Origin of the sequence: Bacillus sp. FSL K6-3431 (assembly GCF_038002605.1) — a bacterium.
In the GTDB taxonomy this organism is placed as follows: Bacteria; Bacillota; Bacilli; order Bacillales; family Bacillaceae_C; genus Lederbergia.
The window spans coordinates 3,831,649-3,856,441 of record NZ_JBBOCT010000001.1; the positions used below are offsets into that span (position 1 = coordinate 3,831,649).

The 24,793-nt window shown below is 37.3% G+C and carries 20 protein-coding genes and 4 pseudogenes; 10 read left to right on the forward strand and 14 right to left on the reverse strand.

Annotated features, from left to right (window positions below; translation table 11 throughout):
* Positions 1–35 precede the first annotated feature (35 nt).
* The gene (htpG, locus tag MHB53_RS18555) at positions 36–1,916 is read right to left on the reverse strand and encodes a molecular chaperone HtpG (RefSeq protein WP_340921180.1); all 1,881 of its coding nucleotides are present in this window, start codon (positions 1,914–1,916) and stop codon (positions 36–38) included.
* 413 nt (positions 1,917–2,329) lie between these two features.
* On the opposite strand from htpG, the gene MHB53_RS18560 reads away from it, so the two are divergent.
* From MHB53_RS18560 to MHB53_RS18570, 3 genes are all read left to right on the forward strand, one after another.
* Positions 2,330–2,884: an HD domain-containing protein gene (locus tag MHB53_RS18560; protein WP_340921183.1), complete on the forward strand. Its 555-nt coding sequence runs from the start codon at positions 2,330–2,332 to the stop codon at positions 2,882–2,884.
* Positions 2,885–2,916: 32 nt separating this feature from the next.
* Positions 2,917–3,348 (forward strand): YrhA family protein, encoded by a 432-nt coding sequence (locus MHB53_RS18565; RefSeq protein WP_340921185.1) that lies wholly within the window; start codon positions 2,917–2,919, stop codon positions 3,346–3,348.
* Between the two features lie 78 nt (positions 3,349–3,426).
* Positions 3,427–4,200 carry a MurR/RpiR family transcriptional regulator gene (locus MHB53_RS18570; RefSeq protein ID WP_340921187.1) on the forward strand — a complete coding sequence of 258 codons (774 nt, stop codon included), beginning with the start codon at positions 3,427–3,429 and terminating at the stop codon, positions 4,198–4,200.
* 205 nt (positions 4,201–4,405) lie between these two features.
* On the opposite strand, the gene MHB53_RS18575 is transcribed toward MHB53_RS18570, so the two are convergent.
* Positions 4,406–5,155, reverse strand: a complete 750-nt coding sequence (locus tag MHB53_RS18575) for an ankyrin repeat domain-containing protein (protein WP_340921190.1) — start codon at positions 5,153–5,155, stop codon at positions 4,406–4,408.
* 600 nt (positions 5,156–5,755) lie between these two features.
* Between MHB53_RS18575 and malX the strand changes: the two genes are divergently transcribed.
* Together malX and MHB53_RS18585 are read left to right on the forward strand one after the other, a co-directional pair.
* On the forward strand, positions 5,756–7,318 hold the full coding sequence (malX, locus tag MHB53_RS18580; RefSeq protein WP_340921192.1) for a maltose/glucose-specific PTS transporter subunit IIBC: 1,563 nt from the start codon (positions 5,756–5,758) through the stop codon (positions 7,316–7,318).
* A 17-nt stretch (positions 7,319–7,335) separates the two neighbouring features.
* The gene (locus tag MHB53_RS18585; protein ID WP_340921194.1) at positions 7,336–8,535 is read left to right on the forward strand and encodes a MalY/PatB family protein; all 1,200 of its coding nucleotides are present in this window, start codon (positions 7,336–7,338) and stop codon (positions 8,533–8,535) included.
* An 84-nt stretch (positions 8,536–8,619) separates the two neighbouring features.
* On the opposite strand, the gene MHB53_RS18590 is transcribed toward MHB53_RS18585, so the two are convergent.
* From MHB53_RS18590 to MHB53_RS18600, 3 genes and pseudogenes are all read right to left on the reverse strand, one after another.
* On the reverse strand, positions 8,620–8,907 hold the full coding sequence (locus MHB53_RS18590; RefSeq protein ID WP_340921196.1) for a YxcD family protein: 288 nt from the start codon (positions 8,905–8,907) through the stop codon (positions 8,620–8,622).
* Entirely contained in the window at positions 8,895–9,335 is a 441-nt protein-coding gene (locus MHB53_RS18595) for a hypothetical protein (protein ID WP_340921199.1), read from the reverse strand. The genes MHB53_RS18590 and MHB53_RS18595 overlap by 13 nt, the downstream gene beginning before the upstream one ends.
* Positions 9,336–9,445: 110 nt before the next feature.
* Positions 9,446–9,595 (reverse strand): annotated as a pseudogene (locus MHB53_RS18600) (ATP-binding cassette domain-containing protein); the annotation flags it as partial.
* Positions 9,596–9,640: 45 nt separating this feature from the next.
* Here MHB53_RS18600 and MHB53_RS18605 point away from each other — a divergent pair.
* Positions 9,641–9,778 (forward strand): annotated as a pseudogene (locus MHB53_RS18605) (transposase); the annotation flags it as partial.
* A gap of 338 nt (positions 9,779–10,116) precedes the next feature.
* On the opposite strand, the gene MHB53_RS18610 reads toward MHB53_RS18605, so the two are convergent.
* Positions 10,117–11,442: a uracil/xanthine transporter gene (locus MHB53_RS18610; protein ID WP_340921201.1), complete on the reverse strand. Its 1,326-nt coding sequence runs from the start codon at positions 11,440–11,442 to the stop codon at positions 10,117–10,119.
* Positions 11,443–11,646: 204 nt separating this feature from the next.
* Between MHB53_RS18610 and MHB53_RS18615 the strand changes: the two genes are divergently transcribed.
* Positions 11,647–12,060, forward strand: coding sequence for a pyridoxamine 5'-phosphate oxidase family protein (locus MHB53_RS18615; RefSeq protein ID WP_340921203.1), 414 nt, complete (start codon positions 11,647–11,649; stop codon positions 12,058–12,060).
* 219 nt (positions 12,061–12,279) lie between these two features.
* Here MHB53_RS18615 and MHB53_RS18620 read toward each other — a convergent pair whose 3' ends face one another.
* The 5 genes and pseudogenes from MHB53_RS18620 to MHB53_RS18640 all read right to left on the reverse strand — a co-directional run.
* A complete protein-coding gene (locus MHB53_RS18620; RefSeq protein WP_340921206.1) occupies positions 12,280–12,663 on the reverse strand; it encodes a lipoprotein in 384 nt (127 codons plus the stop codon).
* 324 nt (positions 12,664–12,987) lie between these two features.
* A complete protein-coding gene (locus MHB53_RS18625) occupies positions 12,988–14,406 on the reverse strand; it encodes a vWA domain-containing protein (RefSeq protein WP_340921208.1) in 1,419 nt (472 codons plus the stop codon).
* A gap of 247 nt (positions 14,407–14,653) precedes the next feature.
* A complete protein-coding gene (locus tag MHB53_RS18630; RefSeq protein WP_340924832.1) occupies positions 14,654–15,763 on the reverse strand; it encodes an MFS transporter in 1,110 nt (369 codons plus the stop codon).
* Between the two features lie 399 nt (positions 15,764–16,162).
* A complete protein-coding gene (gene pcp / locus MHB53_RS18635; RefSeq protein WP_340921210.1) occupies positions 16,163–16,810 on the reverse strand; it encodes a pyroglutamyl-peptidase I in 648 nt (215 codons plus the stop codon).
* 3 nt (positions 16,811–16,813) lie between these two features.
* Positions 16,814–17,011 (reverse strand): annotated as a pseudogene (locus tag MHB53_RS18640) (5-oxoproline transporter, DUF979 family subunit); the annotation flags it as partial.
* Between the two features lie 113 nt (positions 17,012–17,124).
* On the opposite strand from MHB53_RS18640, the gene glsA reads away from it, so the two are divergent.
* Positions 17,125–18,054 (forward strand): glutaminase A, encoded by a 930-nt coding sequence (gene glsA, locus MHB53_RS18645; protein ID WP_340921213.1) that lies wholly within the window; start codon positions 17,125–17,127, stop codon positions 18,052–18,054.
* 124 nt (positions 18,055–18,178) lie between these two features.
* On the opposite strand, the gene MHB53_RS18650 is transcribed toward glsA, so the two are convergent.
* From MHB53_RS18650 to cidR, 3 genes and pseudogenes are all read right to left on the reverse strand, one after another.
* Positions 18,179–18,742: a Uma2 family endonuclease gene (locus MHB53_RS18650; protein ID WP_340921215.1), complete on the reverse strand. Its 564-nt coding sequence runs from the start codon at positions 18,740–18,742 to the stop codon at positions 18,179–18,181.
* 560 nt (positions 18,743–19,302) lie between these two features.
* Positions 19,303–19,818: pseudogene (locus MHB53_RS18655) on the reverse strand (acyl-CoA thioesterase); the annotation flags it as partial.
* Positions 19,819–21,044: 1,226 nt separating this feature from the next.
* Entirely contained in the window at positions 21,045–21,941 is an 897-nt protein-coding gene (gene cidR, locus MHB53_RS18660; protein ID WP_340921217.1) for a cidABC operon transcriptional activator CidR, read from the reverse strand.
* A gap of 400 nt (positions 21,942–22,341) precedes the next feature.
* Between cidR and MHB53_RS18665 the strand changes: the two genes are divergently transcribed.
* On the forward strand, positions 22,342–22,773 hold the full coding sequence (locus MHB53_RS18665; protein WP_340921218.1) for a terpene synthase: 432 nt from the start codon (positions 22,342–22,344) through the stop codon (positions 22,771–22,773).
* A gap of 420 nt (positions 22,774–23,193) precedes the next feature.
* Positions 23,194–24,360, forward strand: coding sequence for a DUF4145 domain-containing protein (locus MHB53_RS18670; protein ID WP_340921221.1), 1,167 nt, complete (start codon positions 23,194–23,196; stop codon positions 24,358–24,360).
* Positions 24,361–24,793: the final 433 nt, after the last annotated feature.

Sequence of the window (24,793 nt, forward strand, 5' to 3'; positions counted from 1 at the left end):
TTTATTCTCATTAGTAGGGGAATGAATCGCTACTTTTAAACCATGATTTCGCAAATGTTATTTGTGAAGTCAACTGGATCCTCGACTGGCAATCCTTCAATTAAAAGTGCTTGGTTATATAAAAGATTCGTGTACAAGTCTAGTTTTGTTTTATCTTGTTCAAATGCTGATTTTAGAGATTGGAACACCTCATGATTAGTGTTAATTTCCAATACCTTTTCTGCTTGTATATTTTGGTTATCTGGCATTGACTGTAGTATTTTTTCCATCTCGATTGTGACTTCTCCATCAGTAGAGAAGCAGACCGGATGTGACCTCAATCTAGTTGATGCACGAACATCTTTGATTTTATCTGCTAAAATATTTTTCATATAATCGAAGAGCTCTTTGTTTTCCTTTTCTTCGGCATCAGACTTGGTTTCATTGTCCTTCGATTCAATTCCTAAATCGCCGCTCGATACAGATTTGAATTCTTTGTCTTTATAGGCCGTAATCATTTTGATTGCGAATTCGTCAATTTCCTCTGTAAAATATAGAATTTCATAGCCTTTTTCAGATACTAGCTCTGTTTGTGGCAGCTTATCAATTCTTTCATTCGATTCCCCAGAAGCATAATAAATATATTTTTGATCTTCTGGCATTCTTGATACGTATTCATCCAGGGTAACTAATTTCTTTTCCTTTGATGAGTAGAACATTATTAAGTCCTGTAATGTTTCTTTATGTGTACCGAAATCACTATACACACCGTATTTAAGCTGTCTACCAAAGGATTGATAGAATTTTTCATATTTCTCTCTTTCATTCTTCAGCAAGTTTTGCAAATCGCTTTTGATTTTTTTACTAATATTATTAGCAATTCGCTTTAATTGACGGTCTTGCTGTAAAATCTCCCTAGAAATATTAAGGGACAAGTCCTCTGAATCAACCATTCCTTTAACGAAACTAAAATGGTCTGGTAGCAGGTCTGAGCATTTGCTCATGATTAATACTCCATTTGAATATAATTCCAACCCTTTTTCATATTCCTTTGAATAATAGTCGAAAGGAATGTTCTCAGGGATGAATAATATCGCGTTGTATCTTACTGCGCCGTCCACGCTCGTATGGATATATGTTAAAGGCTTATCAAAACCATAGCGTTTTTCCGTATAAAAGTTGGCATAATCTTCATCAGTGAGCTCACCTTTATTCTTTTTCCAAATCGGAACCATGCTGTTGATGATTTGTTCTTCTTTAATATCTTCATATTCATTTTCGCTGTCTTCTTTAAGTCTTTTCTCGGAAACATCCATTTTAATCGGATAGCGAATGAAGTCGGAGTATTTTTTTATAATCTCTTTCAGACGATACTCTTCCAAGTACTCGTCATAATTTTCATCTTCTGTATTTTCTTTAATTGTTAAGATGATCTCCGTGCCTACAGCTTCTTTCTCACAAGGTTCGATTGTATATCCATCGGTACCAGTGGATTCCCACTTATAAGCTTGATCACTTTCTAAAGCCTTACTAATAACGGTGATCTGATCCGCAACCATAAATGCCGAATAAAATCCAACACCAAATTGACCGATAATCTCATGCCCGTCTTTTACTTCATTCTCATTTTTAAAAGCTAAAGAACCACTTTTGGCAATGATTCCAAGATTCGTTTCCAAATCTTCCTTAGTCATTCCGATCCCAGTATCAATCAATTTTAATGTTCGGCGATCACTGTCAGCCTCAATTTTTATGTAGTAGCCATCAGTATCAAAGGTTAAAGTATCGTCCGTTAATACTTTATAGTAAACTTTGTCAATGGCATCACTAGCATTAGAAATTAACTCTCTTAAAAATATTTCCTTATGAGAGTAGATAGAATTAATCATCATTTCTAATAGTCTTTTAGATTCTGCTTCAAATAGCTTCTTTTCCACGATGTTTACGCCCCTTCAAATCATAATTTAGCACTCTGTATATGGAAGTGCCAATCAATAATTAAATACCATATATGATATAATATGTCAATATGAAGCTCTTTTGTTGAAGAGGAAAAAATCAGTAAATAAATCAATTTAATAATGGATTAGCTATAATTATTTACATTTCAATTGTCGCTTTTTACCTTGCGAAATATTTGGCAAGTGCTCATTCCACTGGACTTTACCCATTAGCTTTATAGTAGTCTTAAAAAAAGTGTTATGGTTTTTAATGTCCTATTATTATTGTGAAAAATATATGATGCTTTTGTGAGAGAGAGGCACTGACCGAAATTGTTGGAAAACCAAATGGAAAGTATTTTGTATATACTTATAGAAAAGAATTCCGAGTTTGGAAGGAGATTAAAGTGATGCACCTAATTGAAAAAGCAACTCAATTCGCAGCGGTTAAACATGAAGGGCAATATCGTAAAGCAACTAATATTCCCTATATTACACATCCATTTGCTGTCGGGATGATTTTGCAACAAGCAGGATATAGTGAGGAAGTGGTGGCAGCTGGATTACTCCATGATACGATTGAAGACACGGATACGACGGAAGAGGAATTATTGCAGGAATTTGGCGAGAAAGTTTTGAATCTTGTGATGGCGGCTACAGAGCAAGATCGCTCCCTATCATGGGAAGATAGGAAGCAAGCTACTATTAATGGTTTGGCATTGAAAACCCCAGAACAAATTGCTGTGGTTGTTGCGGACAAAATACACAATGTCTGTTCTATACGCACTGATATAGATAAGAATGGGGAAGAAGTATGGAGCCGTTTTAATCGGGGAAAACAGGAGCAAGCATGGTATTACACCAGTATTATTAAAGCAATCACCCCATTTGAAAAGAAAGTTCCTTTAATTGAAAAACTAAGCGCAGAAGTAAATTGCCTTTTCCTTGAAAGGAACGAACGTTAGTAATTATGCAAAAGTAAAAGTAGGGTGACTATATGATTACGACAATAATGAAAGATATTGAAAGAATAAAAAATATAGATGAAATGTCGATAAGAAAATCTGCAAGTCGTGATAATATTGAAGTACTTAAAAGATGGATATCGCAGAATATAAAAGAAGATTTATGGATTAGAGAGTATGAAAGCCTATTAAAGGAAACAGATGGATTAGATTTCAACGGGCTTGTTATTTATAATGCTCGTGCTGATGATAAAAACAATGGGTTGATTGCGGCTAATGAGATATGGTATGAGAATGAGTGGCAAAGAAGTTATTTGTTTTTTGGAGATTCAAGTATATCTTGGTACTGCCTAGATATCGATAATAACTATTTTCTTGAATTGGATAAGCCAAGCGGAGATATAATGGAACAATATAATAGTTTTAATGAGATGATCAAGAATGCAATGAATAGTGTTTTATGAAAAAGCTGGATGATCGAAAAAGCATGTAGAAAGTACAGATTGTATATTTAAAATTTATCGTATTTGCAGGTGATGGAAGTGCAAGTTTTTCTAAAACGTTTATCTCAACATCGTGAACGCTTAAGTCAATTAGAATTGGAAGTGCTAGAATATATCTTGCGTTATCCGGAGATGGTTGTACAGTCGAATGTAGATGAGTTAGCCAAAAAGCTCTTTGTATCTACCGCTACTATTAGTAGAACATGTCAGCAGTTAGGCTTTCGGGGCTTTCAGGATATGAAATACTCTTTAAGCAAAGAAGTTAGTCAAGAAAAACAAAATATAGCATCGTCTAAATCAGGTGTATTTACTGATCATTTAGATAGAGTAAAACGTGAAATGCAAAGTACATTGGATTCAATTGAGGAAGAAAAGATTATTACCGTGGCTAAATATATACATGAAAGCACCTACGTTGAATTTTTAGGAGTTGGTAATTCGCTTCCTCCTTGTGTAGATGCTGCTAGAAAATTAATGTTCTCGGGGAAAATAACAAGTGCCAGGGAAGATTGGGATGAGTTACGAAGCGTGGCAAATAGTTTGAATAAGAATGATTTAGCGATACTGGTCTCCTATAGTGGAGAAACAATCTATATGTTAGAATACGCTGCTTTATTAAAGAAGCGAAATGTGAAAACAATTGCAATCACGGGACAACATAATAATCGTTTACAACAAGAAGTTGATTTATCACTCCAAGCGCATGTGATGAACTGTTATTATGGGGATCTAGATATGAGCTCCCGTTTTCCATTAAGTATCATCCTTGATTTAATAATTTTAACCTATCTTGAGCAGTTCAAAGATTCCTGAAACAGTAGCAATTCTTAGAAGGCACAAAAATACCGATAACTTCATCGGCTTTTTTGTGCCTATATTTATTATGGGTGATGAGAGTTGTGTAGATGCGGTGCAAGTTTCCCGATCTTTAGTGTTTTAGACTTCCGCCTCTAAGCGAAGCGTAGGTGGGGGAGAATCCCCACCTAATTCCCCGATGTTTTAGCTTGCTGAAACGAATTCACTTCAAATCACCGGCTGATTTGGCACCCTCGAGCCGAAGCCACTGAACCAACTCGGTGGTTTCACTGCGATTCGCAGCGTCAAGAGGTGTTAGCTCTTCCCACCCCGGTATCCAGTTGATATCAGCATCTTGGTGGAGGAGATACTCAGCGCACCGCTGTTGCCCGCCATGACAGGCATTCCAGAATGCACAATTGATATCCTCCTGTGCAGGTGGCGTGGAGCTAGCGAAGTAGTTCTCGACTCGATCCATCAGCCCGAGCGTCGCAGCGTCATGGAGTGTAGTCTTTGCTCCGAGTTGTACTAGTCGATGTGCCGCCTTCCACTGCCTAAACGCCCTCGCGTCCGCCAGCGGAGTGCCACCGCCGATAACTGCACCTGTTGCCTCAATGTCGGCGCCAGCGTCGATGAGAGCGTTGAGTACATCAACATCGTCACTGCTCGCCGCCCAGTGGAGGGGAGTCTCATTGTGCGGGCCAACGAACCTTGCGTTAACATCTGCGCCTGCCTTGACTAACACGGCGACGGTCGCAGCACCGTTGGGAAAGTGGCCTGGCCAGTCTGTCACCACATGTAATAGTGTACGTGACATCCCACCGTCACCAAGTCCGTCAACATCGCCGCCAAGCCTTATGGTAGCTAAATCGGGATTCTCATGCAATATGCGTTTCAACTTCTCGATGTCTCCGCTGTGGATCGCTTCAACGACTGTGACAGCTAAAGGATCGTCGGGATGGATAGTCAACATGTTTTCAGCCTCCTTGGTTCATATTCGTATAAAGGATGTTCAAAAAGTCACCAAATGATAAACGGCGAATTTCTTCGTTGGCAATTAGGTACGTACTTCTACTAAGGAAAAGGAACCTCTGTTAAGATCGCTCACGTCCTGTGAGCAACACAGAGGTCAGCACGTCGTGTGCAAGTACGTCCTGTGGGCAACGTAGAAGTCAGCACATCCTGTGCAAGTCCGGTTCTCACGTATAGGATGGAGATCTTCTGTTAAGTTCGCTCACGTCCTGTGAGCAACACAGAAGTCAGCACATCCTGTGCAAGTCAGATCCTCAGAACCTTCTCGCCTCGAACTTCTTGTTTCTAATTTTGCACCTTTTTGAACACGTACTATAAAGGATGTTCACAAATCTCTGTTTTGTAGAATCTAACAATAAGACTTCGACATTAAATACATTAACCCTTCTAAAATAGGAAAGATACAAAGATTACCACAACCACTAATTGTCTATCACATACAAAAAATGTACGCACATACAAAAAACTGAAAGCGATTGCCTATAGGGAGAATGCAGGAGTATATTAAAGGCGTAGTACTATCCAAAAAGGAGACTGAATAATGAAAAAGAAAAAATCTATAAAATCACAGCTATGGGAGTTTTTCCAAGGGCTTGGAAAAACATTTATGCTTCCTGTTGCTTTATTAGCATTTATGGGACTTATATTAGGGATAGGTAGTTCGTTTACTAGCCCTTCAACGATTGACGCATTTCCGTTTTTAGGAAATCCGGTTTTGCAAATTATTTTTAGTTTCATGGGCACGATAGGGGGATTTGCATTTACCTATTTACCTGTTTTGTTTGCAATGGCTATTCCTATGGGACTTGTTCGCTATGAGAAAGGTGTAGCAGCATTCTCAGGCTTTGTTGGATATGTGATCATGCATTTATCAATCAACTTTTATTTAACAGAGACTGGAACACTAGCAGAGGCTGAACAATTAAGACAAGCGGGTCAAGGAATGGTAATGGGGATCCAAACAATAGAGATGGGTGTACTAGGCGGTATTATTGCTGGTATTATCGTCTATTTATTGCATAAGCGTTTCTATGAAATTAAATTGCCAGATGCATTTGCGTTTTTTGGTGGAGCACGTTTCGTTCCGATTGTGACAGTACTTGTCATGTCGATCGTGGGAATTCTAATCCCGATTATTTGGCCAATCTTTGCAGTGGCTATAGCTGGTATCGGGACAATTATAAATAAGTCAGGCATCTTTGGTCCATTTTTATTCGGTGCTGGAGAACGATTCTTACTTCCATTTGGCTTACATCATATTTTAGTAGCGATGATCCGTTTTACGGAAGCTGGTGGGACAGAGGTTGTGAACGGTCAAACGATATCTGGTGCATTAAATATTTTCTATGCACAATTGCAAGGTGGAACGGCAATCAGCCCTTCAGCAACCGCGTTCCTATCACAGGGGAAAATGCCGACATTTATGTTTGGTCTACCTGCAGTGGCACTTGCGATCTATCATACTGCTCGACCTGAAAATCGTAAGAAAATTAAAGGTCTATTAATATCTGGTGTAATTGCTACTTTTGTAACAGGAATTACGGAACCAATTGAATTTTTATTCTTATTTGTAGCACCAGCATTATTTGTTATCCATGCATTTTTGACAGGATTAGGATTCATGGTTATGTCTTTGTTGAATGTTACGATTGGAAATACGGACGGTGGTATACTCGACTTCTTAATTTTCGGAATTATGCAAGGGTTTAAAACAAAATGGTATCTGGTGCTTGTAGTTGGTGCGATTTGGTTTGCGATCTACTATATTGTTTTCCGTTACGCGATTGTGAAATTTAATATAAAAACACCGGGACGCGAAGTAGCGAATCCTGAGGATAAAGATATTCCAACTACTAGTAAGGGTTCTAACTACAATGCGGAAAAGGTTTTATTAGCATTAGGTGGAAAAGAAAATATTCACTCTCTAGATAATTGTGTTACACGCCTCCGACTTGTTGTCGAGGATATGGAAAAAGTAAATGAAAAAGTCTTAAAAGAAGAATGTGGGGCACTTGGCGTTGTGAAGCTTGATGAACATAATGTACAAGTAGTCATTGGTCCGCAGGTAGGACTATTAAAATCACAAATAGAGAAAATTTCCTGAAAATGGAGTTGTAAAGAATGAAGCAAGGCTTTGATGAAGTAATAAATCGCAGGGGAACATTTTGTACCCAATGGGATTATATTGAAGATCGATTTGGGGAGAAAGATCTTCTCCCTTTCTCTATTTCGGATACGGACTTTCTGTCCCCAAAAGAGATCTTACAAACACTAGAAAATCGACTACAGCATGGCATTTTTGGCTATACACGTTGGAACCATGAGCAATTTAAAGAATCTATTAGCAACTGGTATGAAAGACGTTATTCTTCGACAATAAAAGAAGAATGGATCGTTTATAGTCCTTCTGTCATTTACTCGATCTCAAAGATGATGGAAATACTGACAGATGAAGCAGATCATATTGTCATGCAAACTCCAGCATACGATGCTTTTTATAAAACGATCACAGATAATAAGCGAACAATCTTGCCAAATGAATTAATATATCATGAAGGAAGATACTCGATTGATTTTATTGATTTAGAAGAAAAATTAGCGCATACAAAAACGAAAGTCCTGCTTCTATGTAGCCCACACAATCCTACAGGACGCGTGTGGAAAAAGGAGGAACTAGAGAGAATAGTTCACCTTTGCAATCAATACGATGTCTATATTATTTCCGACGAGATTCATATGGATATCATTCATGAAGGGAATACACATATCCCGATCACAGATGTTGCTGTTGACCTAAATAAAGTGTGCATTTGTACCTCTGCTAGCAAAACATTTAATACTCCTGGCTTAGGCGGATCCTATTCTCTCATTCCTAATAAAAAGCTAAGGGATGCATTTCTTATCGCTCTGAAAAATAAAGATGGATTATCAAGTGCAAGCGTGTTTGGCACATTAGCAACAATTACTGCTTATAATGAATGTGCCGATTGGGTAGACGAATTAGTTGAATATATAGAAGACAATCTACGCACTATACAGTCTTATCTAAAGAAACACTTACCAAAGCTCCAGTTAACTATGCCTGAATCTACTTATCTTGCCTGGATTGATGTATCACAGCTTCCTTATTCAAGTGAGCAGTTACAGCATGCACTCGTCCACCACGGAAAAGTAGCGATCATGTCGGGAGAAACATACGGTGAAGCGGGAACAAGCTTTATTAGAATGAATGTAGGTTGTCCTAAATCCAAGGTATTAGAAGGACTTCAGCGATTGAAAAAGGGAATTGAGTATTTAGAGGAGCAAGAGAACCGTATTTAATCTGAAATAGAAAACCACTCAATCCTTATCATGGGATTGAGTGGTTTTTTCAAGCCTATTATAGAACGGGATTCAGGTAGTGAGTTAATTAATTACAGCAATAATACCTTCTTCTTCATCAAGCTGTAGGTCTATTCCAGCGTAAGGGTCTCTATTCAAAAATTCATCAAGCCATAAGCGCAAGGCTTCAATTAAGTTTACAGTAATGAGGATTTGCTTTCGTCCATCTACAAATGTCTCTGCAGAAAAGCCGTAATCATCATCATGCATGAGTTCTACCTCAACCTCTTCAGGTTTTACTTGCTTTTTGCGGGAAATATAAACGCAAACGGCATTAATAATATCTTGTTCGGGAATGATTAGCTTCTCCATGGATTGGCATCCTGTTTCTTCTTTGAATCCTTGAAAAAGGCGAAAATTTTACGAATAACAGAAATTAAAACGACAATTGCTATTACGTTGATAAGTAAACCAAGGATGGAACCCAATGCTCCCATATTTGCAAATAGACTACCAAATAAAAGTCCAGCTAGTCCACCTACTAATAGGCCTTTCATAAGTCCACCTGACATGAATCCGCCTTTTTTATTTGTAGCAGAGTTATTCGTTGTAGAGTCTTCCTTTTTCTTTTGTATATTCGAATTGTTATTCGTCTTATTACTATTATTCATGTTAAAACTTCTTTTACCTGATTTGTAGCCTTTTGCTTCAACAGTTGTTGATTGATCTTGAAAAATAATGCTTCCAACAGGCGAAAACAAAAACACTGCTGTAAGTATAGCTATGAAAACTTTTTTCATTGTAAATCCCCCTCGTGCAGAATGAGTATAACTAATCTATGTTAACATTCATTTTACATCAATTTACGATGCTAAAAATAAAGGAAGAGTGACATTTTTATGTATATTTACGTTTCACTTTTCAGAAGATCCATGACCTCATATGCTCGATCTGAATCAAGAGATGCTGTCAGTTCATCTGCAAGTATAATCGAGGGATTACTGTATAATGCTTTAGCTATCGCAGCTCTTTGCCGTTCTCCACCAGAGAGATCGGCGAGATATTTATGATGAAGATTGCTAATCGTTATCTAGCCAGCAGACATCCACTTGAAAGGCTTAATCAAGTGGTTCGCAGGAGGAACTGGGAAAGAGTCATACGTATCTTCCCGAATAATCAATCTGCATTTCGACTTATCACTGCTATAAAGTATTATGAAAACAGAGAACGAAGCGGAAAATAGAGTTTGTAAAATGATAATTTCACATGATGAAATAAAATAGCCAACTATAACCAAATATCATACAGAAAACATTGTAATCTAAATTACACAATTATCTGGACTTGACTCGTGAAAATTCACTGATCAGCTCGCAAAGTAGTGTGAGCCGATCGCGAATTATATTAATCAGTTCCGCCTCGGAGTATTGCGTCCAGAGTTTATCGAGCTGGCTGGATAAACTTCCTCACATCCGCCGAGGGATTTACCCAATTCAGCCGAAGTTCGAACTCCTACTGAATTGGGTAAATCCAGCATTCATCTCACCACATATAGAAGTGGGGGACTGCTTCTGGATGAAGTTAAAGATAGGTGCTCTTATTTATTTTATGTGTGGAATTTCTCCCTAGATAATGGAAGCTCTCCATAATAAGCGCTGATATTATTCCGATGAGCATTCCGTTTGAAAGAAGTGGTCGTACAAGATCCGGTAGCGTTGTGAAGGCGGCTGGAGGAAATGTCATGATTGACAGGCCTAATAGCGATGGTAATGCAACGCGGTAAATCGTTTTCGGATCGAAGGTTAGACCTTCAATGTTTCTTAGCGCTGAACGGAATAATTGCAAATAGGCGACAAATAGGACCGTGTTCCCAACACTATTAGGAATCGTTGAAAAGAAGGTGCTTAGTTGCGCAGCCAATCCTAGGAAAATGAATAGCACTGATCCGACAAAAAATGGCGCACGCTCCTTAATCCCTGTGGATTGCAAAAATCCTAATGAGGAAGCGTATGGTGCATAAGGAACAAGGCCGAAAATCCCAGCCAATGTGTTGAAGGTTCCTGTTATGAAGAAGGAAGTCCGATATTGTTTGGGAGTAGTCTCTTTTTCAAAAATATCTTCCGCCCCTTTTAAGGTCGCTACCGTATTAGTCGTATTTAATAGTCCGGTAATGACGACGGTAATGACAATGCCCCATTCAAGAGTTGGTTCCCCCCAAGGAAACCATGTGAGAAAAGGAGTTGTTCGGATTGTTTCCGTCGTTTCTCCAGGGAATAGCAGTGCAGCAGCAATCCACCCGATAACCATCCCGATAAGTAGATTTAAGCTGCTAATAATCCCTTTCCCTTTCACATGGATAATGATCGTAAACGCTGCAAGTATGAATGAAAAACAGGCCACTTTTATATCAATGGAATCACCTGTATTGAGACCGAGCATTCCTTTAAGAAAAATAGAGATGAGCTGGTTCGCCAATAATAGAAGAAAGACGAACATGACAACAGGTGTAAACCACTTTTTTAAAAGCTCGCCCATTCCTAAAAGGCCAAAGGTAGCGACAAGAACTCCAGAAATAATTGCGCCTACAGCGATACTTCCACCGATTGTCGTCAGTTCAAGATTCATCGTACTAGCTGTAGCAGCCAAGCTTAAAATAACACCCCACCAAAGTCCTGATTGACCCTCCATTAACGCCAAACGATGCCCCAGGACTCCTTGTAGTAGACAAGCAATCCCCGTAAGAATGAAGGAACGTTGAATGGCAGAGATAATTTCTACTTGTTCCAACTGAAAAGCGCCACCAACCGAAATCGGAATGACGACCGTATTAGCAAACATAAAAAACAGCCATTGAAATCCTGCTAATAACGTAACAGACGTACGTAATGGTTTTATATTTGTATTCATCCTATTTCCTCCTCTTCCAGTGCCGCAAATCACTATAATTTTATATATGGGCGATTATATCATACTAATTTTTTTAGATTGAGAAAGATGCTTTTGGGCTATTAATTATTTGGTTATATTCATCCATTGAGTAAAATAAGTGATGTTTATCTTTACACTAAAGAAGGAAGACTATAATGAAGTCTTTGAAAGGGAGTAGATAGAATGAATGCAAAAGAAACGGCACTAAAAATCCTTGAAGAAAGCTATATCGGTACGATGGCGACGATTCAGAAGAACAAACCTCATACTCGGTACATGACGTTTTTCAATGAGGAATTTACACTCTACACTGCAACTTCAAAAAAGACTCAGAAAGTTGATGAACTTGAAGATAATCCGTATACACATATTCTGATTGGGTACGAGGGAGAGGGCTTTGGAGATGCTTATCTTGAAATCGAAGGGATTGTCCGTATCTCTGATGATGACAGATTAAAGGAGAAAACGTGGAATGAGCACATGAAGCCATGGTTTAGTGGCCCAGATGATCCGGATCTCGTTATATTAAAAATTAAACCGGATACGATTCGTTTGATGAACAAAAAAGGCGAAGAACCACAAACGATTGAATTGTAAAAAAAAGTAGGGTGTTCCAATCGAGCTTTGGGGGCACCCTTATTGTACATGGGAAAATAATAAAAAATTCCTCTTTGACATTTTGTGTCTACTTTAAAAAAGAATAACTTAAGATATGTCTTTGATTAATTTAGGATAATCATTCAAAGGTATATTAATCCCCCAAAATCTCTGCAAGGTTTCCGACCTCGTCTTGTGCATGAATGAGACCTTCGATTACTAAATCATCTCGTTATAGATCATGCCATCGTCATCTAATGAGATGATTTTCAAACGATTATCCCTTTTAATATAGATACTTTTATACACTTTATGACCGTTTTTATCTGCAAAAAGAATAATGCGATTGCCGTTATTGTCCTTTTCGATGACGGCCTGATAGGCATCCAAGTCAATCTTTTCTGAAATTACTTCGTATTCCTCTAAGCTTGATAATTCCTTATCATGTTCTGAAACAACGCCGTCTTTTTCTTGTTCCTTTTCCGTTTCAGTGACAAGGTCAACCGTTTTTACAGTGTCCTCTTTTTGCGCTGTTTCACTATTATTGTAAGAACAACCTGCAAGAAGCAATAAAGTTAAAAAGGTAAATACTATTTTTTTCATTTAGAGCTCTCCATCCACTCGTGTAATTTTTCACTTAATTATGTCTTGAAATAAGGACAAGACGAATATTAAAAAAGTCGATAGTATATTTTAAAATGTACTATAGAGAGAGTCAACTAAAAGCGATGATGGTGTAATATTTCATTAGGTCAATCAATTCATCTAATCAGAAGAGTCGGACAAGATCCAGATTTTCACAAACCACATCACCTATTTTGCTTGTTCTTAGGTAAAATGGTAAAAGGAGAAAATCACGGAATTTTGGACCTGAAAATGAAACAAAGCCCCTTTTCATTTCAAAAAAGGTGACTTTGTAAATCTCTATTATTTAGGAGTATTTTCGATGTATTTCTCTTCGAGCATTTGTATCGCTTCATCCACTTTCGTGTCATTTAGCTTATGTAATTCTTCTTTTAATTTTGTATATTCTTCTTCTATCCAATCATGGTATTCTGTATTTTTTTGTCTTAAATAATCATGGCTTTCTCGAGACATTAATTTTCTAGTTTGATATAAGTACTGCAACGAGAAGCCAACCTGTTGGCGTTCATCCACCCATTTTCTAAATTCATGAGAATCGTAACCGAAAATAGCAAGCCAATTATTGATACGGTCACCTTCTAATCGAGCGCTTTTATTCTCTTTCCAGTCTGCCCACTTTTTGGCGACCTCGCTCGCTTGATCCAGTTCTTTTTGGAGACTTTCCGCATTTTGTACGTCTTGATATGTGCCTTCCGTTGCTTTGGCTACTTCTTTCAATTGTTTCTGTCCTTCATGATCGATATTAAAGCCGATTACATTTACAATTGGCGTAATATCGGAATTGAAAAGTGATTTGGCTGCCCCGATCGGATCATCATCACATGTAGATACGCCATCACTTACAAGGTACACGATATTCGTATTTTCTTTCCCTTTATATGGTGCCAAATCTTTCTCAGCCTCATTCAAAGCAAGTTGAATAGGAGTCCACCCTGCAGGTTGCGTTTTATCCAAAGAATCTTGAAATGCAGATTGGTCATAAGGGGCTAGTGGATAGACTAAGTCACTGCTGGAACAAGATAACGCCTTATCGGAATCACTACCTGTCCCTTTATGTCCGTAAACCCGCAGTCCAACATTTGCTTCTTTCGGCAATCCCTTCACGAAATTTGTAATCGCCATTTTTGCTGCGCCCATCTGCGTCTGGCCACCAAGATCCACTCTCATACTTCCTGATGCATCGAGGAGGACAAGGACATTAAGATTTTCCTTGAATTGCATGCGCGGATTGTCTATATCAGGACTGCCAATTGATTGAAACTTCATCGCTGCAATTAGCTCTTCTGGTCCATGGAAATCTTGCTGAAAGACGGCCAATAAATCATGATAATAAGCATCTAGCTGTTGCTCTGTAGGTTCCTCTGAAATATCCGGCAAATCCTTCGTTAGCTTATCCATTTCTTTTTGTTCTTCCTCCGTAAGAATGCCTGCATACGTAACATGGCCGGGAGGGAGAGCCGCCAATTCAGATAATGTTTGCGGAAGTTGCTTGACTTCTACTTTTTCAGTATTTGAAATTCCTCCAGTGTCTTTTTCAGAATCAGGAACATCTTCCTCTTTTTGGTCCATCTCTTCTTCAGTGGTTTCATCGAGGGAAATCGGCTGATTTGGTACAATTTTGTTATCTTCAGCAGCTTTTTCCCCACAAGCTGTGAGGGCAATAAGAATGCCTATACATAAAAAAAGTTTTGTCAGTTTCATAATATCTCCTTATCCAAATTAATTGTGTTTTAATAATAGATAATCTTGGAAATAATTGTAGCATTTTATAGGGGTATATGGTCATTTATATCTTAGAATGGTAGGAAAGTCGTGATATGGAAATGGTTTTATACCTAGTGTTTTATAGTGGGGTTTTGGAATTTGTTTGATGATAAATACAATGTAAATAATTTTCTATAAGTCTGCCAAACGAAGTTAATGATGTTGACAGACTTATAAACATGGCCTAAACACTGCGCACTCGCATTTTTGCTAACATTACTAAGTAAAGAAGGATGGAGCAGAGTACGGATATTGCTGCGACGCTATAAATCATGCTATAACCAAACCAATAAGCGATTTGTCCGAAAAGGATCGCACCTATTCCGACACCAAGATCAAAAAAAGAGAAAAAAGTTGCGTTTGCCATACCTCTTCGATTGGCGGGGGAATCTTTAACAGACCAGGCTTGTAATGCGGGCTGTACGGTTCCAAAACCAAACCCATACAAAATGGCAGCGATATACAGTGTCATGCTGTTTGGTAACCATGCTAACAGGATCATGGAGAAAATAATCAATAGAGCTCCCGGAATGAATACGGCCTGATGTCCCCGTTGGTCATATACTTTACCAGCAAAAGTGCGTGAGAGCATCAATGCGATGGCATAAAGCAGAAAGTACCAATGAATGCCTGTAATCCCTTTTTGAGCTGAATAGATGGGTAGAAATGCAGCGATACCACCGAAAGTAACAGTGATGAAAAATAAAAGCAATGATGGTTGAATGGCGCTTTTTTCATAAAAATCCCACTTTTTAAGTGGTACAGTTCGCTTCTCCACTTGTTTATAGCGGATTTTGGAGGATAATAACAAGGCTGCTAATCCAAGCAAGGAAGAAATTAAAAATAATTGCGGAAATGTGATAACACCAACTAAAGCAAGACCTAAAGTTGGTCCGAATGCTAGCGCCAGATTACCTGAAAGTCCGTAATACCCCATTCCTTCGCCACGTCTTTTTGCAGGTATCAAATCAGTCGCAATTGTCCCAGATGCAGTGGTTGAAAATCCCCAACCGATTCCTTGTACAACTCTCATCAGAAATAAAAAAAGCAAACTTTTAACAAACCCGAAGGAACCAACAGATAAAACAAAAATACCTAATCCAGTCAGGAATACAAAACGTCTACCTTTCGATTCTAAAGCATGCCCTGCATAAGGACGAAAGAGAAGTGCAGAAAAGGTAAAGATGCCTACAACAACGCCAATAAGCTGATCGTTTCCACCGAGCTTTTCTACAAACAAAGGAATGGTCGGCAACGTCATTTGAAAGCCAAGAAAAACAAAAAAATTGGACATAACGATTAATACAAAATCTCTTGTCCAAATCTTATCGGAACTCACCTGTGGCTGAGAAACTACCTTTGCGAGTTGCTGCTCCAATTAAATCTCCCCCTAACATTAGTTATTACATAAACCGAATATTTAGACACACTAAATATATTTTCTATTCTACATGATTTTAGTTGGGAATTCTAATGGGCAGCCTTTGTTGATTTGAAAAAAGAATGAATGAAGGGATACTTCGCAATGATATGGAATGCACTATCGTTTGGAAAAGTACAAAACATATTTATTAAAATGGACGAAACAAACATAAAAAAATCCCAAATAGTAAGGATGAGTTGTCTTATTGATTTATCAGTGAAGAAAAAAGATGTCGGCTTAAAAATTGCTGACATCTTTTGCAATAATAGTTTAATGTGTCGTTCCACCAATTTCTTGAATATCTTCTTTTTCATACGCTGCTACGATAGCTGCCGTTTTCAATCCTTTTACAATATCATCAAGGCTTAAACTAGGAGCACCATTTTCCAGCGTTTGCTCTGGGATATATGGAATATGGATAAAGCCTCCACGTATGTGAGGAGCAGATTTTTGTATATAATGCATTAATCCATAAAAGAGATGATTACAAACAAAGGTCCCTGCTGTATTGGAAACAGCTGCGGGCACTCCAGCCTTTTTCATATGACGAACAATCAGTTTGACCGGCAAGGTTGTCCAATATGCGGCTGGACCGTCCTCATATATTTGTTCGTCAATCGGCTGGTTCTTTTTATTGTCTGGAATCCGGGCGTCATCTACATTAATGGCGATCCGCTCAGGGGTTACTTGTGTCCGTCCACCTGCTTGTCCAACACAAATAACAACGTCAGGTTGATGTGTTTCAATTGCTTTTATCATTACATTAATAGAATCATGAAAGACGGTGGGCACTTCCTGAGTAACGATTTCTACCTCATCGATGAAGATACCATCTAATTGCTTTACTGCTTCCAACGCTGGATTTACCGTGTCATTGCCAAATGGATCGAAGCCTGTCACTAACACCTTTTTTTTCATCTGTTATACCTCCCATTTTACTAGAAAATACATGAGCAACACAATAAATGCAAGTACGAATAATGCAGTAGGAATTTGCACGCGAATGACATGATTCATATCCTTCAAATCAAATAACGCTACAGGGACGATATTGAAGTTGGCTGCCATTGGTGTCATCAATGTTCCACAATAGCCGGCAAACATGGAAATAGCAGCGATACGATATGATTTGGATTTGCGTTAAATTGATGAAACTCCTAGTGCCAGGCACGGAAACAATTCAGAAGGATTAATAGGAATGGCTTTAGTTCATACTACTAAAGGTGATGAATATGGCATGTCAATCAAGTGATGAATTAGAAGTATTAGTGAAAGAGGCGAGGGCCTTTACAAAAAAGGGCAAGATTGCAGACTATATTCCTGCACTTGGAAAGGCAAATCCAAATGATTTATCAATAGCCCTTTATTATCCTGATGGGCGATGTATTTCAGCAGGGGATATAGAAAAAAAGATTACACTCCAAAGTGTATCAAAAGTGATCAGCCTAGCCCTCGTTTTGATGGATAGAGGACAGGACTATGTGTTTGAGCGCGTTGGCATGGAACCGACTGGAGACCCTTTTAATTCAATTATCAAATTGGAAACGATCGCCCCAGGTAAACCGTTAAATCCGATGATTAATGCAGGAGCACTTGTTGTGACACATATGATAAAAGGAAATTCTGTTAATGAGAGGTTCCAGCGACTGTTATCCTTTATTAGGGAAATGACCAACGATTCAACCATTAGCTATAATGAAGAAGTTGCACGATCTGAATTTGAAACGGCTCATTTAAACCGGGCTTTATGCTATTTTATAAAGCAGCATAAAATGTTAGATGAGGACGTTGAACAGCTAATAGAGTTATATACGAAGCAGTGTGCCATTGAAATGAATTGTTTGGATTTGTCCAGAATTGGTATGGTGTTTGCAATGGATGGAGTAGATCCACAAAGTGGTAAACAAATCATGCCTACAGACGTAGCTCGTATTTGCAAAACATTTATGGTGACATGTGGCATGTATAATGCTTCTGGAGAGTTTGCCATCAAAATTGGGGTACCAGCTAAAAGTGGTGTATCTGGCGGTATTATGGGAACTGTTTCAGGGAAATATGGCATTGGTATTTTCGGTCCTGCTTTAGACGAAAAAGGTAATAGTATCGGTGGAATAAAATTATTAGAATTGTTATCAACAAAATATAAGTTGAGTTTGTTTTGAGTGACAGGCACCACTCGAATTTTGTCGAATGACAAGCTTTGTGAAAAAGAGTCAATTGCTCAAAAATGGGCAAGTGACTCTTTTTATTAGCGTACTTATCAGTAATGAACGGAGTAATAGCCGGTTAGGCAAATATCTCATCCAGGTTTACTTGAAAGCCATTTAATATTGTTGATGTAATGATTCCGGTTTCTTTTAGAGCATCGACTTGTTGGTATTGCCCATTAGGGTCTAATTGATACACTTGGATAATATGGAGCATTGGATTAACGATCCAATACTCTTTAACCCCGGCTTGCATATATAAGTTCAATTTGTAAACTAAATCATGGGATTGATTGGACGGACTTAATATTTCAATAATCAGATCGGGAGCACCCGAAAACTTGTTATCCGATAAACCGCTTTTATTGCAAATGACCAAAAGATCCGGTATGACAATGTGTTTTTCTTCTGCGTTTTTACTTTGAAGCTCTACATCAAATGGAGCGTGGAAAACTTCGCACCCACTCCCATCAAGAAAATGAAATAGCTTGGCATGTAGGCGTCCAGAAATACGCTGATGTTTAGTTGATGGCGATGGAGTCATAAAAACGATCCCATCAGAATATTCTAGGAGGTCATCTGTCTTTTCGCGCAATGTATAAAATTCTCGCAGTGAAATGGTTCTATCATGAGGTAAGCTCATGCACATATCACCTTCCTTTTGTAAAATTGCTTTATTTTTTTCATTGTATCATTGTTTTGAGTGCCAGGCACGTCCCGGTTTTTGGCGAATGTACGCAAAAAAATACCTCTCTAATATTTTGGAGAGGTATAGCTACTACGTATTGGATTTTCAATTCCCGAACCCATTTATCTAATACTGGAAGCACCGACCAATGATTCAGGTGTCATACCGAGTACTAAAAGACTGATATCTGCGAAGCCAGTATTTCTAAAGTCAGAAAAGATATTTTCCAACGCATGGAAATCGTGATCATCCTTTAATGTTTGTAATTCTTTTTTATACAAGCGGAGAACAGAGCCGTAAACAAATTTCGGGCTATATTGACCAGGATCTTCATCCATAAGCAAACATCCCATATAATGATATTTGAATTGGAATGCACGTGTAAGATTAACCACATCTACTAGTTTGTTGTATAGGACTGGATAATCATTATTGAATTTCTCAAGTGCTTCTTTGGTGGCTTTTAATTCATCTATACTAGATAAAGTAAACATATATTTTTCCTCCTTCACTTTTTTGTCCCAAGGCTTTTCTAATGAAATGTATGCGGCTAATTCTTTACTTTTTTGTCTTCTCAATTTACGAATTTCCGATCTTTCCTTACCTGTTTTATAAAGAAATTTCTCTTCATCTGTTTCTGGTATGATATTTGGAACTTCAACAGGTCGTTTATTTTCATCCAAGGCAACAAATGTTAAAAATGCCGTAGATGCGACTCGGCGCTCACCACTCACGATATCTTCAGCAATAACTTTACAAAAAATCTCCATAGAGGTTCTTCCTGTATATGTTACAAACGATTCGACACAGACAGAATCAGTTTGTTGAATTGGATATAAAAAATCGATTGAATCGGTGGATGCAGTTACACATTCTTTCACCCTAGAATGCCTACGTGCTGATAATGTTGCAGCGTCATCGAGCTTTTTCATCAAAACGCCGCCAAACAATGTATCGTAATTATTTAAATCGCAAGATAATACTTGAGCAGTATTAACAATGCGGCTTTCTTTCGCTCTTTTTGCTTTCATACAATTGCTTCCTTTCGTGATTGGATTCTAGTGTATAAATACTAAATCCATATATTAAAAGGTATTTTTAACCTAAAACAAGTGTACGCCCCATTGTTCCGTTAGTAAAATGGTTATTTTTTATCAGCAGTATAGCTTTTGTCTATGTAAGTGTATTCATATATGCCGTTTATGTATAAGTATAGCAATGCAAAAAACGGTTCTCTGCAACTACTAGTTCACGCTTTGATAAACGAACTTCATCGGTATAAACGTAGGTACGGAATGTGCAAACGGTTTTTTAAAATTGCCTAACCGCCTTAAATTCGTGTTCATAATAAATGCGTTTTTTTTTTCATTCCGTTCAAATGAATATCCTGCTTTCTCAATCGACCATATTCTTAGTGTGGACGGGATGAAATCTACATCTTTTGCAATACCTTTCTGCTTTTTATTCTAGAACATAGGACAAAACCCCTGCATTCACATAAATATGGCGAAATACAAGGGTTTGATTGCGGAGATACTTTCTAGATCCGGTTTTATGTAAACTACAATATTAAATTGATTAATACTTTTTATATTTAAATCTAATTAGTTCAGATATTGCTAACAAGATATAAAAACCAACAGTGAATACTAAAATATTTATAATATAAATTTTAATATCAAATATAATATTATAAAAAACCAAAACTCCTAAGAAAATTAAAGTATGATCAAATATTCTTGAAGAAGTTAAAATTTTATTGATTTCTCTCAAAAGTTATCAGCTCCTTCTATCTGTGATGCTATTGATAATTACTAATCTATATATATTATGACGTACCAGTTTAAATATCGTTTCTAATAATTCTTAAAAAATTTAATGTGCAGCGGACTTATGTAAACTGCATTCATGAAATTGATTATTAAATATTCTGATTCAGGACTTCTATATGTGGGACTTCTTGACTGAGGGAAGGAGAAGTGGAGATAAGCATTTTGGGGGGCGTATGAAAAAGGAATTTGGTATGAATCGGGAGAATGATATGTAGTTCAGATTTATAAGGTTATGGGGAATTTACAAACTTTAAAGAGGCCTATGATGGCAATGTGTGAAAACCAACGGAATATTCCCTTTCTAACTTTCTTTTCCTCCACATCTGTCTGCTTGCACTATCATCAGCTTTTTGGTTTCTTGCACTTCTTTTAAGAGCCGTTTTTGACATGAAAGAAGCTATAAAGTAAAGCTTCTTTCGGAGTCATTAATTTTCTCGATAACATCGTGTCAGCTGGTCTTTGGTGAACTTCAGCCATTCTTTTGCAGCATAGGAGAAGTATTGATTCTTGGCCCAAATAATCGCTAAATTCCAGCTGATAGAAGGGTTTATCACTTTGACAGACTTCACATCTTTATTTAAATTATTGCAAACACTGCTAGGTAAAAGAGAAACTCCTAGCTTGCTTGCAACCATTTCTTCAATAAAAGATCGTTGCGAACTCTCTGAAACAATATGAGGATTAAAGCCGACACTATTGCAAAAATGAATAATTCGGTCGTTAAGGGCAAAGTCCTTATTAAACAATATGAATGATTCATTAGCCAATTCAGCTAAATTAACTTCCTCTTTATCAGCAAGAGGGTGTGATGGGTGAAGAAGTAGCTTTAGATCCTCTTCCATAAAAGAGAAATGGTCAAAGATGTCGTTCTTAGTCGGAAGAACAACCACACCAACATCAAGAAGATTATTTCTGACATCTTCTTCTATTTTCTTGGAGCCATCCTCCACTAATTGGAAAGTAATCTCGGGATACTTTTCATGAAAACTGCCAACAATTTTGAGAAAATGATGCGCATCAAATATGGGCGGCAAACCAATGCGAATATGGCCCTTCTTTAGTCCTGTAAGATTGTCCAATTCCACTTCCAAATTCTTAAATGCTTTATCAATTAATTTTGCTTGCTCTAAAATGATGCGGCCTGCATCAGTAAGCACTAATTGTTTTCGAGACCGATCAAATAAAGCAACCCCCAACTCCATCTCCAAGTTTTTAATCATTTTACTAATGGTCGGTTGAGTAATAAATAAATGATTTGCGGCACGAGAAAAACTATTGAAATTTGACACCTCGATAAAATATTGTAAATGCTTGATATCCAATATCGTACACCTGCTTATGTTTAATTTGTAGGGATTCGTATATAAGTTGTCTGTAAACACGTTATTTTATTATGATAGCATGAATTTTGACGGGACGGATTGTGCATGTTGTATCGGAGATTGCTGCTTCTGATTGCTTTAACTATTATTCCACATTCAGTACTTATCAGCTGGTGTTCCAAAATCTGTGCAAAAAAAATATAAAAAGTATGGATGGTTTTAAAAAGGGGTTAGAAAAACAAAAAAATTAGATAAAGAATGTACTAAAGTAAGTAAAATGGCTTGGAAAGATATAATATTAAAGCCTACATTATATTTAAGGGCAACAGCAATTTTAGTAGGTATAACTGTAGGAAAATTATTATTGCATCCCAAATTAGTATTTGGGTAGGAGGAATCGATGATATCACTTAATAGAATTTTAAAATTGCGTGATTTAGAAATTTTCAATGTATTAAAGAATGGAAATATTTTAGCTTATGTAGTAATTGAGGATACTAGAAATCCTTTTACAGAAGAAGATAAAAAAATGGATCCTTTATGTTATATGGACGAAGAAGACATTAATAAGATTTTAAATGTTTTTAGAATTTCATTAATTAATGATGAAGCTTTTACAAAAGAAGATTCAATTACTTTGAGAACGTACTTTTCGGATTTTGTGAATAATACAAATTTGACGAATTTCATTATTAAGGAATATATTCAAGAAGATTTGTATGATAATGATGATAATATAGAGTCTTTCAATAAGATTTTACAAAATATAGGTTCAAATTATATTATTGAAGAATTTGATGAAATAAATTGGATTTATTTATCTCAAGATTAAAAAATGTAAATCGCAACAAAAGGACAGCCTTCTTTACTGATCTTGAAATGAATAGACGCTAATCGCCCTTGCTTTTGATTAGAGAAACCGCCAATCAAAGATAGGGCGGTTTTTCTCATTAATAGAATCCCTGCATTACAACTCCATTTCATTATTACGATTGCGAGGCTTTATTCTTCTTTCATGTTCTTTATCCTTCTTCATGGATTCATTTACATCCTTTACCAAACAATGTGGAGAAAAGCTGATCCTATTAGCTGATGATTTTGACAATTGATAGATAAACGCATTGTTAATGTATCAATCCCAATCTATGTAGAATTAAAGAGAAATGTTAAAAAAGCGACTAGGAGCATCTTTTTTTTGTATGGTAAAATTACATAGAAACTAGTCATTAGGTAATGAGAAAGCGAGAGTTATATGATAAAAAATCAACCATATTTTTATACATTTTTAGAGCCTGTTTCGAAAGAATTGGCTTATTTAGCTCGTGAACTTGAAAATAGCATCTATTCAAGTCCCCGCACAATGCTGACACACGCTCGAACGTTTGTCGAGGCGATTCTCCAAAAAGTGATCCGTGCGGAAAGGATGGATGATCTGTACACCACATTAAAGGATCGGATTGATCTCCTGAATGAAAAAGGCTATTTGACAACAGAAATAATAGATGCGCTACATCATATTAGAATGAGCGGAAACAAGGCTGCACATGACGTGCGGAAGTTTCGATATTCAGAAGCACTTCTTTCATGGGAAGCAATCTACACGATTGTTAAGTGGTACATCGAAGTATATGGACCAGTTGATATGATGGTACCAGATTATCAGGATCCTAGTACGGACAGGAATGAGTACGATATGACTGAGTTAGATGTGAGGCTTAAAAACCTTGAAGAACTTTTAGTGGTATCACTTGGACAAGGGCATGAAGAAGCAACACATGAGGAAACTGTAGCATCCACTGAAATTATTACTCAACATACAGAGGAGCCGGGATATACCGCAATACGAAAGGTCACATATCAGGATCGAAAACTTGATATCCCATATTTTTTACGGGATGCATTCCTTTTGCCTCAACGATTTGACAAATCCGAAAGATTTCTTATTAAGCTTGGAGCAGAACAACAAGCGCGAATTATGAGCGAATTGCCAAACAATCTAGAAGGATTGCACAAACATGTAAAACGCTACAACGAAAAGAATGATGAAAACTTATTCGAGGAACTCCATATATTCATTGAAGAGGAAAAAGTGCGAAGGAAATTAGCGCTCGAACGTCCCGGAGAACTTTTCTTCTTTTATAAATCCGACCACATCGTTGTCACTGAAGAACTATCAAAAGTACCGCTCACTACAGATGAATTCACCGGGAGTCCAAGTCTCATCAGGCAGCTTAACCAAGACCAAATCGAAACGGTAGGACAATTGCCAAGGGAGCTAGTCATCCTTGCAAAATACGAAAATGTTGGGATTGGGACTGTGGAAAGATTGTTTGAGCAGTTGAAGGGGAAGCAAAAGAACGGATCGATGAAGAGGTTGGCCAGGAATGAAGAAATTTGTGGTGTGTTGGAGGCCCGATAAGTACTAATACCCTGAAGTATCTTATTTCATAAGCAGGAGTATTGAAAAAATACCCTTAGAAATGTTGAAAAGACAACCGAGTCATGTGTTTAGGGTGATGAAGGAAACTATTTTTAAATAATAAAGAGCCAAATCTCTAGGTAAAGATATACCTAGAGATTTGGCTCTTTATTTGTATTTGGTCAGAATATTGCTATGTAACACTAATCTTGGTTAAAGGTTAGCTGACAAGCTGCAGCACTTGATAAAACATTATGAATATATGTTTTAAAAAGTATATCAAGATCTAATCTTTATATTCATAATGTGAAAAGCTACCTTTTAAATTGAGTTTTATTCGAAGCATGAAGCATTGGGATAATGTGAGGAACATGCTAGTCATATTAAGCTTAAACTAACAGTGAAATTAGGTATACTTTGACATATTAACAAA

What these genes read in the sequence shown, in the direction of transcription:
- MHB53_RS18560 (WP_340921183.1), top strand. Translation starts at nt 2,330, where the DNA reads ATGCACCTAATTGAAAAAGCAACTCAATTCGCAGCGGTTAAACATGAA.
- MHB53_RS18565 (WP_340921185.1), top strand. Translation starts at nt 2,917, where the DNA reads ATGATTACGACAATAATGAAAGATATTGAAAGAATAAAAAATATAGAT.
- MHB53_RS18575 (WP_340921190.1), bottom strand. Translation starts at nt 5,155, where the DNA reads ATGTTGACTATCCATCCCGACGATCCTTTAGCTGTCACAGTCGTTGAA.
- malX (WP_340921192.1), top strand. Translation starts at nt 5,756, where the DNA reads ATGAAAAAGAAAAAATCTATAAAATCACAGCTATGGGAGTTTTTCCAA.
- MHB53_RS18585 (WP_340921194.1), top strand. Translation starts at nt 7,336, where the DNA reads ATGAAGCAAGGCTTTGATGAAGTAATAAATCGCAGGGGAACATTTTGT.
- MHB53_RS18590 (WP_340921196.1), bottom strand. Translation starts at nt 8,907, where the DNA reads ATGGAGAAGCTAATCATTCCCGAACAAGATATTATTAATGCCGTTTGC.
- MHB53_RS18595 (WP_340921199.1), bottom strand. Translation starts at nt 9,335, where the DNA reads ATGAAAAAAGTTTTCATAGCTATACTTACAGCAGTGTTTTTGTTTTCG.
- MHB53_RS18610 (WP_340921201.1), bottom strand. Translation starts at nt 11,442, where the DNA reads ATGAATACAAATATAAAACCATTACGTACGTCTGTTACGTTATTAGCA.
- MHB53_RS18615 (WP_340921203.1), top strand. Translation starts at nt 11,647, where the DNA reads ATGAATGCAAAAGAAACGGCACTAAAAATCCTTGAAGAAAGCTATATC.
- MHB53_RS18620 (WP_340921206.1), bottom strand. Translation starts at nt 12,663, where the DNA reads ATGAAAAAAATAGTATTTACCTTTTTAACTTTATTGCTTCTTGCAGGT.
- MHB53_RS18625 (WP_340921208.1), bottom strand. Translation starts at nt 14,406, where the DNA reads ATGAAACTGACAAAACTTTTTTTATGTATAGGCATTCTTATTGCCCTC.
- MHB53_RS18630 (WP_340924832.1), bottom strand. Translation starts at nt 15,763, where the DNA reads ATGTCCAATTTTTTTGTTTTTCTTGGCTTTCAAATGACGTTGCCGACC.
- pcp (WP_340921210.1), bottom strand. Translation starts at nt 16,810, where the DNA reads ATGAAAAAAAAGGTGTTAGTGACAGGCTTCGATCCATTTGGCAATGAC.
- glsA (WP_340921213.1), top strand. Translation starts at nt 17,125, where the DNA reads ATGGCATGTCAATCAAGTGATGAATTAGAAGTATTAGTGAAAGAGGCG.
- MHB53_RS18650 (WP_340921215.1), bottom strand. Translation starts at nt 18,742, where the DNA reads ATGAGCTTACCTCATGATAGAACCATTTCACTGCGAGAATTTTATACA.
- MHB53_RS18665 (WP_340921218.1), top strand. Translation starts at nt 22,342, where the DNA reads ATGATATCACTTAATAGAATTTTAAAATTGCGTGATTTAGAAATTTTC.
- MHB53_RS18670 (WP_340921221.1), top strand. Translation starts at nt 23,194, where the DNA reads ATGATAAAAAATCAACCATATTTTTATACATTTTTAGAGCCTGTTTCG.